Origin of the sequence: Cyanobium sp. Cruz CV13-4-11, assembly GCF_024346055.1 — a bacterium.
Classification (GTDB): Bacteria; Cyanobacteriota; Cyanobacteriia; order PCC-6307; family Cyanobiaceae; genus Cyanobium.
This window is the reverse complement of the sequence record NZ_JAGQCH010000015.1, coordinates 55903-70214: the sequence shown is the minus strand read 5'-3', so window position 1 is coordinate 70214 and position 14312 is coordinate 55903. Positions and strand designations below refer to the sequence as shown.

At 68.2% G+C, this 14312-nt stretch carries 14 protein-coding genes; 7 read left to right on the top strand and 7 right to left on the bottom strand.

The features are described from left to right. Positions 1-65 precede the first annotated feature (65 nt). A complete protein-coding gene (gene secA, locus KBZ12_RS12100; RefSeq protein ID WP_254958220.1) occupies positions 66-2900 on the top strand; it encodes a preprotein translocase subunit SecA in 2835 nt (944 codons plus the stop codon). Here secA and cysE read toward each other — a convergent pair. The 4 genes from cysE to KBZ12_RS12080 all read right to left on the bottom strand — a co-directional run bounded on the left by cysE (position 2890) and on the right by KBZ12_RS12080 (position 5419). Beyond that, a complete protein-coding gene (gene cysE, locus KBZ12_RS12095) occupies positions 2890-3654 on the bottom strand; it encodes a serine O-acetyltransferase (RefSeq protein ID WP_254958219.1) in 765 nt (254 codons plus the stop codon). The two genes, secA and cysE, sit on opposite strands and share 11 nt — an antisense overlap. Before the next feature lie 11 nt (positions 3655-3665). Next, complete coding sequence (locus tag KBZ12_RS12090) at positions 3666-4079, bottom strand: type II toxin-antitoxin system VapC family toxin (RefSeq protein WP_254958218.1); 414 nt, start codon at positions 4077-4079, stop codon at positions 3666-3668. Next, positions 4080-4343 carry a type II toxin-antitoxin system VapB family antitoxin gene (locus tag KBZ12_RS12085; RefSeq protein WP_254958217.1) on the bottom strand — a complete coding sequence of 88 codons (264 nt, stop codon included), beginning with the start codon at positions 4341-4343 and terminating at the stop codon, positions 4080-4082. It lies immediately after the preceding gene. Between the two features lie 86 nt (positions 4344-4429). After that, positions 4430-5419, bottom strand: a complete 990-nt coding sequence (locus KBZ12_RS12080; protein WP_254958216.1) for a GntR family transcriptional regulator — start codon at positions 5417-5419, stop codon at positions 4430-4432. Between the two features lie 102 nt (positions 5420-5521). Between KBZ12_RS12080 and KBZ12_RS12075 the strand changes: the two genes are divergently transcribed. Next, positions 5522-6325, top strand: coding sequence for a dienelactone hydrolase family protein (locus KBZ12_RS12075; protein ID WP_254958215.1), 804 nt, complete (start codon positions 5522-5524; stop codon positions 6323-6325). A gap of 8 nt (positions 6326-6333) precedes the next feature. Here KBZ12_RS12075 and infC read toward each other — a convergent pair whose 3' ends face one another. Both infC and miaA read right to left on the bottom strand, forming a co-directional pair. Then, positions 6334-6915, bottom strand: coding sequence for a translation initiation factor IF-3 (gene infC, locus KBZ12_RS12070; protein WP_159817654.1), 582 nt, complete (start codon positions 6913-6915; stop codon positions 6334-6336). 20 nt (positions 6916-6935) lie between these two features. After that, positions 6936-7871, bottom strand: a complete 936-nt coding sequence (gene miaA / locus KBZ12_RS12065; protein ID WP_254958214.1) for a tRNA (adenosine(37)-N6)-dimethylallyltransferase MiaA — start codon at positions 7869-7871, stop codon at positions 6936-6938. Positions 7872-8120: 249 nt separating this feature from the next. On the opposite strand from miaA, the gene gyrB reads away from it, so the two are divergent. Both gyrB and KBZ12_RS12055 read left to right on the top strand, forming a co-directional pair. Continuing rightward, a complete protein-coding gene (gyrB, locus tag KBZ12_RS12060; protein ID WP_254958213.1) occupies positions 8121-10079 on the top strand; it encodes a DNA topoisomerase (ATP-hydrolyzing) subunit B in 1959 nt (652 codons plus the stop codon). Next, complete coding sequence (locus KBZ12_RS12055) at positions 10079-10414, top strand: SH3 domain-containing protein (protein ID WP_254958212.1); 336 nt, start codon at positions 10079-10081, stop codon at positions 10412-10414. Before gyrB ends, KBZ12_RS12055 begins: the two co-directional genes overlap by 1 nt. Before the next feature lie 36 nt (positions 10415-10450). Here the strand turns inward: KBZ12_RS12055 and KBZ12_RS12050 are convergent, their stop codons facing one another. Continuing rightward, the gene (locus KBZ12_RS12050; RefSeq protein ID WP_254958211.1) at positions 10451-10930 is read right to left on the bottom strand and encodes a glutathione peroxidase; all 480 of its coding nucleotides are present in this window, start codon (positions 10928-10930) and stop codon (positions 10451-10453) included. Positions 10931-11009: 79 nt separating this feature from the next. Here KBZ12_RS12050 and mgtE point away from each other — a divergent pair, with 79 nt between their 5' ends. From mgtE to KBZ12_RS12035, 3 genes are all read left to right on the top strand, one after another. Further along, positions 11010-12386, top strand: coding sequence for a magnesium transporter (mgtE, locus tag KBZ12_RS12045; protein WP_254944470.1), 1377 nt, complete (start codon positions 11010-11012; stop codon positions 12384-12386). 173 nt (positions 12387-12559) lie between these two features. Further along, positions 12560-13513 carry an RpoD/SigA family RNA polymerase sigma factor gene (locus tag KBZ12_RS12040; RefSeq protein WP_254958255.1) on the top strand — a complete coding sequence of 318 codons (954 nt, stop codon included), beginning with the start codon at positions 12560-12562 and terminating at the stop codon, positions 13511-13513. A 46-nt stretch (positions 13514-13559) separates the two neighbouring features. Continuing rightward, positions 13560-14309 (top strand): putative 2OG-Fe(II) oxygenase, encoded by a 750-nt coding sequence (locus KBZ12_RS12035; protein ID WP_254958210.1) that lies wholly within the window; start codon positions 13560-13562, stop codon positions 14307-14309. Positions 14310-14312: the final 3 nt, after the last annotated feature.

Genomic DNA, 14312 nt, shown 5'->3' with positions numbered 1-14312 from the left:
CGATTCTTCGCTCTCGGCCACGGTTTTGCGATGGTAGGGTAATCAACTACGGACAGGCCATCTCCATGCTCAAGCTGCTGCTGGGTGATCCCAATGCCCGCAAGCTGAAGCGCTACCAGCCGCTGGTGTCCGACATCAACCTGCTGGAAGAGGAGATCGAGCCCCTCAGCGACGAGGAGCTGAGGGGCCTGACGGCCGAGTTCCGCCAGCAGCTGGAGAAGCCCGAGACGGCCGCAAGCCGCAAGGCCCTGCTCGACAAGCTGCTGCCCCAGGCCTTTGCGGTGGTGCGGGAGGCCGGCAAGCGGGTGCTGGGCATGCGCCACTTCGACGTGCAGCTGATCGGTGGCATGGTGCTGCACAACGCCCAGATCGCCGAGATGAAGACCGGCGAGGGCAAGACCCTGGTGGCCACCCTGCCGGCCTACCTCAACGCCCTCACCGGCCGCGGGGTCCACGTGGTCACGGTCAACGACTACCTGGCCCGCCGCGACGCCGAGTGGATGGGCCAGATCCACCGCTTCCTGGGGCTGAGCGTCGGCCTGATCCAGCAGGACATGAGCCCGCCGGAGCGGCGCCGCAACTACGCCTGCGACATCACCTACGCCACCAACTCCGAACTGGGCTTCGACTACCTGCGCGACAACATGGCGAGCGATATCGCCGAGGTGGTGCAGCGCGAATTCCAGTACTGCATCATTGACGAGGTGGATTCGATCCTCGTTGACGAGGCCCGCACCCCGCTGATCATCTCCGGGCAGATCGAGCGGCCCCAGGAGAAGTACATGCAGGCGGCCCGGATCGCCGGCGAGCTCGTGCGTGCCGCCGAGATGGGCAAGGACGGCATCGATCCCGAGGGCGACTACGAGGTCGATGAGAAGCAGCGCAACGTCACCCTCACCGACGAGGGCTACCAGAAGGCGGAGCAGCTGCTCGGCGTCCAGGACCTCTTCAACCCCCAGGACCCCTGGGCCCACTTCATCAACAACGCCCTCAAGGCCAAGGAGCTGTTCGTCAAGGACGTCAACTACATCGTGCGCGACTCCGACGCGGTGATCGTGGACGAGTTCACGGGTCGGGTGATGCCGGGGCGCCGCTGGAGCGACGGCCTGCACCAGGCGATCGAAGCGAAGGAGGTCCTGCCGATCCAGCCCGAGACCCAGACGCTGGCCAGCATCACCTACCAGAACTTCTTCCTGCTCTACCCCCGGCTGGCGGGCATGACCGGCACCGCCAAGACCGAGGAAGTGGAGTTCGAGAAGACCTACAAGCTGGAGGTGGCCGTGGTGCCCACCAACCGGACCCGCTCCCGCGCCGACTGGCCCGACCAGGTTTACAAGACCGAAACGGCGAAGTGGCAGGCCGTGGCCTCCGAGACCGCCCAGGTGCACAAGACCGGCCGTCCCGTGCTGGTGGGCACAACCAGCGTGGAGAAGTCGGAGCTGCTCTCCACCCTGCTGCAGGAGCAGTCGATCCCCCACAACCTGCTCAACGCCAAGCCGGAGAACGTGGAGCGGGAGGCCGAGATCGTCGCCCAGGCGGGCCGGGCCGGCGCCGTCACCATCGCCACCAACATGGCCGGCCGGGGTACCGACATCATCCTGGGCGGCAACAGCGACTACATGGCCCGCCTCAAGCTGCGGGAAGTGCTGCTGCCCCGGCTGGTGCGTCCTGAGGAGGGCCACCGTCCGCCGGTGCCCCTGCAGCGTTCCACCGAGGCGCCGGCCGGCTTCGGCGGCGCCGTGGCCCCCAGCTCCAGGCCCGCCACCGAGGCCCGGGCCATCGGCAACCTCTACCCCTGCAGCCTCTCCGAAGACACGGAGAAGGCGCTGTCCAGCTTCGCCCGTGAGCTGGTAGCGGCCTGGGGCGATCGCACCCTGACCGTGCTCGAACTCGAGGACCGCATCGCCCAGGCGGCGGAGAAGGCCCCCACCGACGATCCCCAGATCCAGCGCCTGCGCGAACTGATCGCCCAGGTGCGTGCCGAGTACGACGTCGTGGTCAAGCAGGAGGAGGGCCAGGTCCGCACCGCCGGGGGCCTGCACGTGATCGGCACCGAGCGCCACGAATCACGTCGCGTCGACAACCAGCTGCGCGGCCGGGCCGGCCGCCAGGGCGACCCGGGCAGCACCCGCTTCTTCCTCTCCCTTGAGGACAACCTGCTGCGCATCTTCGGCGGCGACCGGGTGGCGGGCCTGATGAACGCCTTCCGGGTGGAGGAGGACATGCCGATCGAATCGGGCATGCTCACCCGCTCCCTGGAGGGGGCCCAGAAGAAGGTGGAAACGTACTACTACGACATGCGCAAGCAGGTGTTCGAGTACGACGAGGTGATGAACAACCAACGCAAGGCGGTGTACACCGAGCGGCGTCGGGTGCTGGAGGGCAGGGAGCTCAAGCAGCAGGTGATCGGCTATGGGGAGCGCACCATCGACGACATCGTCGAGGCCTATGTGAACCCCGACCTGCCGCCCGAGGAGTGGGATCTCACCCGTCTGGTGGAGAAGGTCAAGGAGTTCATCTACCTGCTGGAGGATCTCACCCCTGATCAGGTGGGCGGCCTCTCGATGGAGGAACTCAAGGCCTTCCTGCAGGAGCAGATGCGCAATGCCTACGACATCAAGGAGGGGCAGATCGAGCAGATGCGGCCTGGCCTGATGCGGGAAGCGGAGCGTTTCTTCATCCTCCAGCAGATCGATACCCTCTGGCGTGAACACCTCCAGGCCATGGAGGCCCTGCGGGAATCGGTGGGTCTGCGGGGCTACGGCCAGAAGGATCCCCTGATCGAATACAAGAACGAGGGCTACGACATGTTCCTGGAGATGATGACCCAGATGCGGCGCAACGTGATCTACTCGATGTTCATGTTCCAGCCCCAGGTGCCCCAGGCGGTCACGGCCTGAGGGGGGTCTCCTCGCCGTTCGCGGTTTCGCCCAGGAACTCGAGGATCTCCCGATCGCGCAGGTTCTGGGCGTTGCCGCTGCAGGGCTCCTGCAACGGCCTGCCGGCGGCCACTTCCCGCAGGCAGGCCTGCAGCCGGTTGACGTCATTCTCCAGGCTGTCGATCCGCTCCATCAGGTTGCGGATCACCGAGGCCTCCGCGTCCGGCAGGGCGGAGTGGGCCAGGGGATCGATGCGGGCCCCCGCCTGGTGGATCACCCGGCCGGGAATGCCCACCACGGTGCTGTCAGCCCCCACGTTGCGCAGCAGCACCGAGCCGGCGCCGATGCGGGTGTTGGGGCCCACGGTGATCGCCCCCAGCACCTTGGCCCCCGCCCCCACCACCACGTTCTCCATCAGGGTGGGGTGGCGCTTGCCGTGCTCCTTGCCGGTGCCCCCCAGGGTCACGCCCTGGTAGAGGAGGCAGTTGTCGCCGATGACGCTGGTTTCGCCGATCACGACGCCCATGCCGTGGTCGATGAACACCCCGCGGCCGATCCGGGCGCCCGGGTGGATCTCCACGCCGGTGAGCAGGCGTCCCAGCTGGCTCAGCAGCCGGGGGATCAGGGGCAGGCCCAGCCTCCAGAGGCGGTGGCTGACGCGGTGCAGCTCGAGGGCGTGGAAGCCCGGGTAGCAGAGCAGGATCTCCAGGGTGCCCCTGGCCGCCGGATCCCGTTGCCGGATGATGGCCAGGTCGGCCCTGAGTGCATCGAGCATGGTGGGATCCTTCAGGTGCCCGGGTCGGGAGAACGCACGTCGGTGCGGTTGAAGTCATCCCCCTTGTAGAGCAGCGGCATGTTCATGGCCCTGGCCAGCCCGTAGCTGAAGCAGTCCCCCAGATTCAGGCCTGCCCGGTGGCGCCCCTTGCCGAACTCGCGCCAGCCCCTCAGCGCCCAGAGCAGATGGCTCTGATCAAACGGCACGACCTGAACGTCCAGGGCCTGGCAGAGGGCTTCGACGGCCTCGCTGGTGGCGCCGATGCGGCTTCCTTCGGCCACGAGCGAGGCCTCCAGCTTCGTCGCCGCTGACATCAGCAGCATCGGCGCCTCCGCCATCAGCACGGCAAGCGCTTCGGCCCCCTCTTCCCTGAGCAGCACCGCCAGAAAGGCGGAGGTGTCGATGACCATGGCTGGGGGAGGCATTCAGATCGGCAGGCCTTGGTGGTCGTAGAGGCTGTCCTGGAGGTCGCGAGAGGACCTCGGATCCCTGACGGGAAGCTCCGAGAAGCGCGCCTGGATCTGGCGGATGGCTTCCAGTCGGGTGGAGCGCACGTTCTCAGGCCCGGGCGCCGTTGTTCTGGTGAGCTCCGCCTCCAGGGCCTGGCGCACGGCATTCGTGACGCTGGTGCCGCGGCGCGCGGCCAGTTCCTTGGCCATGGCATGGACCTGGGGGTCCTTGATGTTCATGCCCATGGCCCAGCATGGTAGAAATCCCAGTTATTCTACCCGCCACGTCATTCTGCCTGCGTCCGGCCGCCGGCGTCAGCGAGCCGTCAGACCGCCAGGAGGCCGATCTCCTTGCGCAGTTGGTCGATCGTGGCGCTGCCGAGGTAGCTCTGGGCACAGTGCACCATGGGCAGGCGCATCAGCTGGGCGCGGTTCTGGCGCAGGGTCTGCTCCACCAGGGGCAGGCTGGGCTTGTCGCAGATCACGTGGCTCGAGGCCCGCAGCAGGGCCAGCAGGCGGCTGCTGGTGTCGGGATTGGCCGTCATCACCAGCAGTTCGTTGCCCCGCATGCTGTGCAGGATCACCTCGGCGGCCCGCAGGATCCCGGGGCTGATGCTGACCAGGCCCACGCAGCTGCCGGGGCGCAGCTCCTTGAGCATGCCCAGTTCGTGGCCGAAGTCGTTGAGGTCGACCGGCACGGCCCGCACCCCGTGCACCTTGGCGATCTGCTCCACCTCCTGGAGGAAGTAGCGGCTGGTGACCACCGTGCCCTTGCTGGAGGTTTCCAGCACCGATTCGAGCTCCTCGATCGGCACCACCTCCACCGGCACCTCCAGGCTGGGTTTGAGTTCCTCGGCGATCAGGATCGAGGCGCCGATGTCCTCGCGGGAGGTGCTCACCAGTACCCGGGCACCGCAGCGCAGCCGCCAGTCGATTTCCCGGGTGAGCAGTTCCCGCGCCTGCTGCAGGGTGCAGCCGGCATTCAGCAGCCCATCGACGCTCTGGCGCACCTCCCGGTCGATGTCCGGCAGGGCCTTGCTGCGCAGCCCCGGCGGCGGCTTGATCTCGCGCGGGTTCTGCTGGTCGCGCACATAGATCCCTGAGCCGGCCATGGCCTCCACCACGCCGTCGGTTTCGAGCTGGCGGTAGACCTTGCTGATCGTGTTGCGGTGCAGGCCGGTCTGCATGGCCAGCTGGCGCGTGCTCGGCAGCCGGTGGCCCGGTGGGTAGTGCCGGGCGGCGATGGCGAAGCAGATCTGGTTGTACAGCTGGGTCGACGCCGGGATGTCGCTCTCCTGCTGAATGTGAAAACGCACGCCAGTGTGGCCAGGGGTTCTGGCCGCCACCCTAAGGAGCTTTGGGCCCCGTGACAATTCCCTCGTTGTCATACGACCATGTGCCGGTTGCCCTGTGCCGGTTTGACCGTCCCCGATTCCGTCGCCTCCTGGCTGCAGCTCGACCCCCGGCGGCCGGACCAGGTTCCGCTGCGTTGCTGGTGGGCCCGACCGGCCGATGGAACGCTCCGGGGAGGGGTGCTGGTGCTGCCGGAGGTGTTCGGGATCAACGGCTGGATCCGCAGCGTCACGCAGCGGCTGGCCGAGGCGGGCTACGGGGCCCTGGCGGTGCCGCTCTACGCCCGCACCGCCCCTGAGCTGGAACTGGGTTACGGCCCGGAGGAGCTGGCCCTGGGCCGCAGTCACAAGGAGCGAACCCGCACCGACCAGCTGCTGAGCGATGTGGGCCTGGCCGCCGACTGGCTGCAGCAACAGTTGCCCTCCCCTGCCGCCGGCCTGGGTTGTGTGGGGTTCTGTTTCGGCGGCCATGTCGCCCTGCTGGCGGCCACCCTGCCCGCGGTGGCCGTCACGGTGGACTTCTACGGAGCCGGCGTGGCCTCAGGGCGCCCGGGCGGTGGACCCGCCAGCCTGGAGCTGGTGCCGTCGATCAGCGGCACACTGCTGTGCATCTGCGGTGATGGCGATCCCCTCATCCCCCCGGCGGATGTGGCGGAGATTGAAACGGCCCTTTCGGCCGCCAACGCCGCCCGGGTTCTGGCCGCGGTCCAGGCCCCGCCCCACCGGCTGGTGCTGCTGGAGGGGGGGCACGGCTTCATGTGTGCGGCCCGGCCCGACCATCGCCCCGAGGCGGCGGCGGCAGGCTGGTCGTTACTGCTCGACAGCTTCGAGCAGGTGCTTGGGGCGCAAGGGGGCCGGGGCTCGGCCTGAGGGCGGGCTCAGCCGGCGGCGGCGGCGGCGGTCTTGCCGGCCGCCTGCTTGCGCGGGCTCAGGAACATGATCATGTTGCGTCCTTCCCGCTTGGGGGGCTGCTGGATCTCGGCGTTTTCTTCGAGGTCCTTGGCCATGCGATACAGCAGCTGCTCGGCCAGGGCCGTGTGCTGGATCTCGCGGCCCCGAAAGATCACCGTGCATTTCACCTTGTCGCCGGATTTGAGGAAGCGCACCGCCTGACCGATGCGCACCTGGTAGTCGTGCGAGTCGATCTTGTAGCGCATCTTCACCTCCTTGACCTCGGTCTGGTGCGATTTCTTCTTGGCCTCCTTGGCCTTTTTCTCCTGCTCGAACTTGTACTTGCCGTAATCCATGATCCGGCAGACCGGCGGATCGGCCTTCTCGCTCACCAGAACCAGATCCAGTTCGCGGTCGCGGGCAACCTCGAGGGCCGCCTCTCGGGTGATGACTCCCAGTTGACTGCCGTCCGCATCCACCACACGAAGGTTGGGGTAGCTGATGCGGTCGTTGATGTTGGGCAGCTCCCGCACGGGAGCACGGCGATCAAAACGGGGACGGGGAGGCATTCACAGGGGCGGTTAGCTGTTCACCCTAAACCGCCCATGGCCGCCCCCATGGCCTGTTGAAGCACATCGGCCTCCGAAGCCCCGCCCGTGGCGGCATCCGTCAGCCAGAGGGGCTGGTGCTGGCGCCGGAACCAGGTGCGCTGCCGTTTGGCGTACTGCCGGGTCCGCCGGTCCGTCAGGGCGATGGCGGCGTCCCGCTCCAGTTCGCCCCGCAGCAGCTGCGCCGCTTCCCCATAGCCGATCGTGCTCAGCAACGGGCAGTCGGCGCCGAAGCGATCGATCAGCTGGGCCGTTTCCTCCACCAGTCCGCCGTTGTAGAGGGCGGCCGTGCGGCGCCCGATGCGCTGGTGCAGGTCGGCCGGATCCAGGCCCAGCTCCAGCACCCGCCAGGGGGGAGGGCACTGGCCCTGCTGGGCCGAGAGGGGCCGCCCGGTGGCATAGAGCACCTCCAGGGCCCGGATGGTGCGGACCGCATCCGCCGCGGCGATGCGACCGGCCGCCGCCGGATCCGCCTGGCGCAGCAGCTGGTGGCACACCGGCTGACCCAGGGCGGTGAACTGGGCCCGCAGGGCCGGCTGGGGCGGCACCGCCGGCGGCCGCAGACCCACCAGCAGTGCCTTGAGATAGAGCCCGCTGCCCCCCACCAGCAGGGCCACGCCCCGGCGCCGGTGTTCCGCCGCGATCGCGGCCCCCGCCAGGGCCGTGAACTCCTGCAGGGTGAGCGGCTGATCGGGGTCGCTCAGATCCAGCAGTTCGTGGCGCACCCGGGCCCGCTGCTCGGGGCTGGGCTTGGCCGTGCCCACATCCATATGGCGGTACATCTGGCGGGAGTCCACCGACAGCACGGCCAGATCGAGGGCCTCGGCCAGCTCGATCGCCAGGGCGGTCTTGCCGCTGGCCGTCGGGCCGAGCAGGGCGATCACCAGGGGGAGATCGGCGCCGGGGAGGGACACCACGGGGGTCGGGAGCGGCGGCCGCAGGCCGGGCGCGACAGGGGGATCGGGCCATCCTGCCGGAGGTGGGATCGTGGGGTGATTGCACCCCTGGCGCAAATCGATTCCCAGAGGCGTCTCTGGGGCTCTCCGGGGCGGCGGTGGTAGATTGACCCTTGCGCAGCGTCCTTTGGGAGCCGCTTCGCCCCATCGCCGCCCCACCGCCCCTGGGATTCGCCGCCCTTGTCAGCCCCCTGGGGAGATCTTTTCTGAATGAGCGACGCCATCAAAGTCGAAGCGGCCTACGGCGCCGAACAGATTCAGGTGCTGGAAGGCCTGGAGCCGGTGCGCAAGCGGCCGGGCATGTACATCGGCACCACCGGCCCCCGGGGTCTGCACCATCTCGTCTACGAGGTGGTCGACAACTCGGTGGACGAGGCCCTGGCCGGCCACTGCGACGCGATCGTGGTCACGCTGCACGCGGATGGCTCCGCCAGCGTCACCGATAACGGCCGCGGTATCCCCACCGACATCCACCCCCGCACCGGCCGCAGCGCCCTGGAGACGGTGCTGACCGTGCTCCACGCCGGCGGCAAGTTCGGCAGTGGCGGTTACAAGGTTTCCGGCGGTTTGCACGGCGTCGGCATCTCGGTGGTCAATGCCCTCAGCGAGTGGGTGGAGGTCACGGTTCACCGCCAGGGCCAGGTCCACCGCCAGCGGTTCGAGCGCGGCCTGCCGATCGGCACCCTCGCCTCCGAGGACGCCCCCGACGCCGGCACCGGCACCGCGGTGCGCTTCCTGCCCGACCTCGAGATCTTCAGTGGCGGGATCGCGTTCGATTACCACACCCTCTCGGCCCGTCTGCGGGAGCTGGCCTACCTGAACGGCGGGGTCCGCATCGTTTTCCGCGATGAGCGAGCCGCGGCCACCAACGCCGCCGGCGAAGCCCACGAGGAGGTCTATCACTACGAAGGCGGCATCAAGGAGTACGTCGCCTACATGAATGCGGAGAAGGACCCTCTGCATGCCGAGATCATCTATGTGAATGCCACCAAGGACGGCGTCCAGGTGGAGGCGGCCCTGCAGTGGTGCGTGGATGCCTATTCCGACAGCATCCTGGGCTTCGCCAACAACATCCGCACCGTGGATGGCGGCACCCACATCGAGGGCCTCAAGACAGTGCTCACCCGCACTCTGAACACCTTCGCCAAGAAGCGCGGCAAGCGAAAGGACGCCGACACCAACCTGGCCGGTGAGAACATCCGCGAGGGTCTCACGGCCGTGCTCTCGGTGAAAGTGCCGGAACCGGAATTCGAAGGCCAGACCAAGACCAAGCTGGGTAACACCGAGGTGCGCGGCATCGTCGACACGACGGTGGGTGAGGCCCTGGGGGAATACCTGGAATTCAACCCCCAGGTGATCGACCTGATCCTGGAGAAGGCGATCCAGGCCTTCAACGCCGCCGAAGCCGCCCGCCGGGCGAGGGAGCTGGTCAGGCGTAAGTCGGTGCTGGAGAGTTCCACCCTCCCCGGCAAGCTGGCCGACTGCAGCTCCCGCGACCCGAGCGAATCGGAGATCTACATCGTGGAGGGGGATTCGGCCGGCGGCTCCGCTAAACAGGGCCGCGACCGCCGCTTCCAGGCCATCCTGCCCCTGCGCGGCAAGATCCTCAACATCGAAAAGACCGATGACGCCAAGATCTACAAGAACACCGAGATCCAGGCCTTGATCACGGCCCTGGGCCTGGGCATCAAAGGAGAAGATTTCGAGGAGAAGAACCTTCGCTACCACCGCATCGTCATCATGACTGACGCGGACGTGGACGGCGCCCACATCCGCACCCTGCTGCTCACCTTCTTCTACCGCTATCAGAAGGCCCTGGTGGAAGGTGGCTACATCTACATCGCCTGCCCGCCGCTGTACAAGGTGGAGCGCGGCAAGAACCACAACTACTGCTACAACGAAAACGAGCTCAAGAAGGTTCTCCAAGGTTTCGGCGAGAAGGCCAACTACAACATCCAGCGCTTCAAGGGCCTGGGCGAAATGATGCCCAAGCAGCTCTGGGAAACCACCATGGACCCGGAGACCCGCATGATGAAGCGGGTGGAAATCGAGGATGCCCTCGAGGCCGACCGCATCTTCACGATCCTGATGGGCGACAAGGTGGCGCCGAGGCGGGAATTCATCGAGACCCACAGCGCCGAGCTGGATTTCGCCCAGCTCGACATTTGATGTCCCCACGCCATCCGATGCCGGTGCCGGCCTGGCGCTGGGCCGCCCTGCTCGGGTTCGCCCTGCTGGCCCCGGCGGCCCTGCCCGCCGGCGGCGGCGACCGGCGCTTGCCGGAAGTCCGTCGTCGCGAGCGCCAGGCCGAGCCCCTGCTCAGCAACGGCAGCCTCGGGCTCCACTGCGCCCCCCGCTGCCAGGCGCCCGTGCTGGCGCGTCCGGAAGCCGGGGCCCCGCTGCGGGTCCTGCGCGAGTGGATGGAGCCCGGCGGCCGCCGCTGGCTCCAGGTGGAGGCCTCCACGGCAGCCGGGCGGGCCAGCCGCGGCTGGCTGGCGGGCTGAGCTGCCGCCGGCGCTTCGGGGCCAGGCGCTGGACGCTTAGGCGGCCAGCGCTTTCTCGATCGCAGCCACCAGCTCGGCCCCGTCCGGTTCCACGGCGCTCTTGAAGCGGGCCACCACGGAGCCGTCCTTGCCGATCAGGAACTTCTCGAAGTTCCAGGCCACATCGCCGGCGGGTTCGGCCTGGGTGAGGGTGTCGTAGGGCGCTGTCTTGGAGCCGGTGGCATGCACCTTGTCGAACAGTTCGAAGCCCACGCCGTAGGTGGTGGAGCAGAACTGCTGGATCTCGTCGAGGGTCCCCGGCTCCTGGGCGCCAAAGTCGTTGCAGGGGAAGCCGAGCACGGCGAACCCCTGGGGGCCGAAGCGGTCCTGCACGGCCTGCAGGCCGGTGTACTGGCGGGTGAAGCCGCAGCGGCTGGCCACATTGACGATCAGCAGCACCTGGCCGGCCCAGGCGCCGAGCCGGCGCTCCTCGCCGGCGGCGGTGCGCACCACCACGTCGCTCACGTTCACGGCCATCGGTTCCTGGGGAGGGATGTTCGCCGCGGACCCTAGCGGCTCAGCCCATACACTCGTATCCACCGGCATGCGAGGAGCGATGGCTGAGGCCTCCGCCGTCGCCGAGGTGGTGGCCCGCCAGTTGGAGGGGCTGCTGCAGGCGGGCAATTACGACGGCGCCAAACTGCTGCTGCAGCCAGTGCAGGCGGTGGATTCCGCCGAGGCGATCGGCACCCTGCCGCGCACGCTGCAGGCTCTCGCCTTCCGGCTGCTGCCCAAGAACGAGGCGATTGAGGTCTACGAATACCTCGATGGTTCGGTGCAGCAGAGCCTGCTGGAGCGGCTGCGCTCCGGTGAGGTGCTGGAACTGGTGGAGGAGATGTCCCCGGACGACCGGGTGCGCCTCTTCGATGAACTGCCGGCCAAGGTGGTGCGGCGGCTGCTGGCGGAGCTCTCTCCGGCGGAACGTCGGGTCACGGCCCAGATGCTGGGCTACGAGGCCGAAACCGCCGGCCGCCTGATGACAACCGAGTTCATCGACCTCAAGGAATTCCACAGCGCCCAGCAGGCCCTCGACATCGTCCGCCGCCGCGCCCGCGACACGGAGACGATTTACAGCCTTTATGTGACCGACGCCTCGCGCCACCTCAGCGGCATGCTCTCGCTGCGGGATCTGGTGACGGCGGATCCGGAGGACCGGCTGGGGGATGTGATGACGCGCGAGGTGATGAGCGTCGCCACCGACACTGACCAGGAGGAGGTGGCCCGGGTGATCCAGCGCTACGACTTCCTGGCGGTGCCCGTGGTGGACCGGGAGCAGCGGCTGGTGGGGATCGTCACCGTCGACGACGTCATCGACGTCATCCAGCAGGAGGCCACCCGCGACCTCTACGCCGCCGGCGCCGTGCAGGCCGGCGACGAGGACGACTACTTCCGCAGCAACCTGTTCACCGTGGCCCGTCGCCGGGTGGTGTGGCTGCTGGTGCTGCTGGTGGCGAACACCGGGACCTCGGCCGTGATCGCCTCCGAGCAGCTGGTGCTGAAGCAGGTGGTGCTGCTGGCGGCCTTCATCCCACTGCTGATCGGCACCGGTGGCAACGTCGGGGCCCAGAGCTCCACCGTGGTCATCCGGGGCCTGAGCACCCAGCGGCTCCAATCCCTGGGGCCCTGGCGCACCATCGGCCGGGAGCTGGTCGCCGGGGCGCTGCTGGGCGGTCTGCTGGCGGTGGTGGTGGTGCCCTGGGCCTGGACCATGGGGGGCAGTGCCCTGGTGGCGACCTCGGCCGGCATCAGCCTGGTGGCGATCACCACCCTGGCCGCGACTGCGGGCGCGGCCCTGCCCCTGCTGTTCGACCGCCTCGGCCTGGATCCGGCCCTGATGTCGGCCCCGTTCATCACCACGGCCACGGATGTGGCCGGCGTTTTCATCTACCTCAAGACCGCCCAGCTGCTGCTGCCAAGGCTGGGAATGGGGTGATCCGGCGGATCGGTGCTTTCTGAGAGGAGTTCACACTTCGTGATGTTACGCTTTACAGATAGTTATGGATCGGTTCCATGGTCGTCGCCTTCGCCGCTGCCCAGCCCTCGACCTCCGACGTTGTCCGTCCCGTCACTGTCCAGTCGGCCGTCCGCGCCGTCCCGACCCGTTCCATGCCCCCGGTGGATGGCGATCTGGTCCGCTCCTACCTGCGGGACATCGGCCGGGTGCCGCTGCTGAGCCATGAGCAGGAGATCACCCTGGGCCGGCAGGTGCAGGAGCTGATGGCCCTCGAGGAGATGCGAGAAGAGCTGAAGATGCGCTCCGGCGGCAGCGATCCGAGCCAGCAGGAACTGGCGGTGGCGGTGGGCCTGCAGCCCGAGGTGCTGCGTAAGCGCCTGCACGCCGGCCGCCGCGCCAAGGAGCGGATGGTGGCGGCCAACCTGCGCCTGGTGGTGAGCGTGGCCAAGAAGTACACCAAGCGGAACATGGAGCTGCTCGACCTGATCCAGGAGGGCACGATCGGCCTGGTGCGGGGCGTCGAGAAGTTCGACCCCACCCGCGGTTACAAGTTCTCCACCTACGCCTACTGGTGGATTCGCCAGGGCATCACCCGGGCGATCGCCGAGAAGAGCCGCACGATCCGGCTGCCGATCCACATCACCGAAACGCTCAACAAGCTCAAGAAGGGCCAGCGGGAGCTGAGCCAGGAGCTGGGCCGCACCCCCACCCTGAGCGAGCTGGCGGTGGCGGTGGAACTGCCCGAAGAGGAAGTGAAGGATCTGCTCTGCCGCGCCCGCCAGCCGGTGAGCCTCGAAACAAAGGTGGGCGATGGCGAGGACACCGAACTGCTGGATCTGCTGGCCGGTGACGACTTGCTGCCGTCTGAGCTGGTGGATGGTGAGTGCCTCAAGGGGGACCTGCGGGCCCTGCTCGATCAACTGCCGGATCTGCAGGGCCGCGTGCTGAAGATGCGCTACGGCATCGACGGCGAGGAGCCGATGAGCCTCACCGGCATCGGCCGCATCCTGGGCATCAGCCGCGACCGGGTGCGCAACCTGGAGCGCGACGGCCTGGCCGGCCTGCGCCGCCTCAGCGACGCCGTCGAGGCCTACGTGGCAATCTGATCCCGCCGTTTGCGAGGCTTAGGGCCTGCACGCCCCCTCCGCTTCCATGGCCGGCCCGCCCCCGGAAGAGCTAACGATGGAGGTGGTCAGCCTCTTTCCCCGCTACCTGCTGCAGGGCCAGTTACCCCCGGCCCAGCTCGCCGATCTCCTGGCCATGGCCCGCGCCGTGCTGGCCCAGCCCGAACGCAGTCCGGATGCGTCGGTGAAGCTGGCTGGGCAGCTGGCCCAGCAGCGGGAGCTGGGGCCCGACCATCCCGCCGCTGCCGAGCTTTGCCGCTCGGTGATCCTGCCGGCCTGTGAGCGCTGGATCCGTCATGTGATCGACCAGCAGCCCCCCCAGGGCCGGGGTCCCTGGACGCCGGGCAGGTATGGCCTGCAGATGATCGACCTCTGGCTCAATGCCCAGCGCGCCGGCGACTACAACCCCACCCACACCCACGGTGGCAGTTTCTCCGGCGTGCTGTTCCTGCAGGTGCCCCCCCAGATCAATGCGGAGCGCTTCGACGGCCAGCTCTGTTTCCATGGCCCGGAGGAATGGCACATCCAGAGCTTCCGCACCGGCATGGCCCACTACGTGCTGCCGGTGCCCGGAGATTTCTACGTGTTCCCGGCCTGGCAGCCCCACTCGGTGCCCCCCTTCCGCGGTGAAGGGGAACGCTGGTCGATCGCCTTCAACGTGGTGGCCGTGCCCCAGCCGCCGCCCCGGCCGTCCCCGGCGCCTGTGTCCGTCCAGCGGGCCGTCCAGGGCAATGTGTCCCTGTCAAGCACCCGGCCCCGGCCGGGGGGATTCGTGTAGGGC

Bases quoted from the DNA above. Each gene is read 5' to 3' on its own strand.
- infC (WP_159817654.1), bottom strand. From the start codon at position 6,915: ATGCCTCCCCGTCCCCGTTTTGATCGCCGTGCTCCCGTGCGGGAGCTG.
- KBZ12_RS12035 (WP_254958210.1), top strand. From the start codon at position 13,560: ATGGCCGGCCCGCCCCCGGAAGAGCTAACGATGGAGGTGGTCAGCCTC.
- KBZ12_RS12090 (WP_254958218.1), bottom strand. From the start codon at position 4,079: ATGCCTCCCCCAGCCATGGTCATCGACACCTCCGCCTTTCTGGCGGTG.
- secA (WP_254958220.1), top strand. From the start codon at position 66: ATGCTCAAGCTGCTGCTGGGTGATCCCAATGCCCGCAAGCTGAAGCGC.
- cysE (WP_254958219.1), bottom strand. From the start codon at position 3,654: ATGCTCGATGCACTCAGGGCCGACCTGGCCATCATCCGGCAACGGGAT.
- KBZ12_RS12040 (WP_254958255.1), top strand. From the start codon at position 12,560: ATGCCCCCGGTGGATGGCGATCTGGTCCGCTCCTACCTGCGGGACATC.
- KBZ12_RS12050 (WP_254958211.1), bottom strand. From the start codon at position 10,930: ATGGCCGTGAACGTGAGCGACGTGGTGGTGCGCACCGCCGCCGGCGAG.
- gyrB (WP_254958213.1), top strand. From the start codon at position 8,121: ATGAGCGACGCCATCAAAGTCGAAGCGGCCTACGGCGCCGAACAGATT.
- KBZ12_RS12055 (WP_254958212.1), top strand. From the start codon at position 10,079: ATGTCCCCACGCCATCCGATGCCGGTGCCGGCCTGGCGCTGGGCCGCC.
- mgtE (WP_254944470.1), top strand. From the start codon at position 11,010: ATGGCTGAGGCCTCCGCCGTCGCCGAGGTGGTGGCCCGCCAGTTGGAG.
- KBZ12_RS12085 (WP_254958217.1), bottom strand. From the start codon at position 4,343: ATGAACATCAAGGACCCCCAGGTCCATGCCATGGCCAAGGAACTGGCC.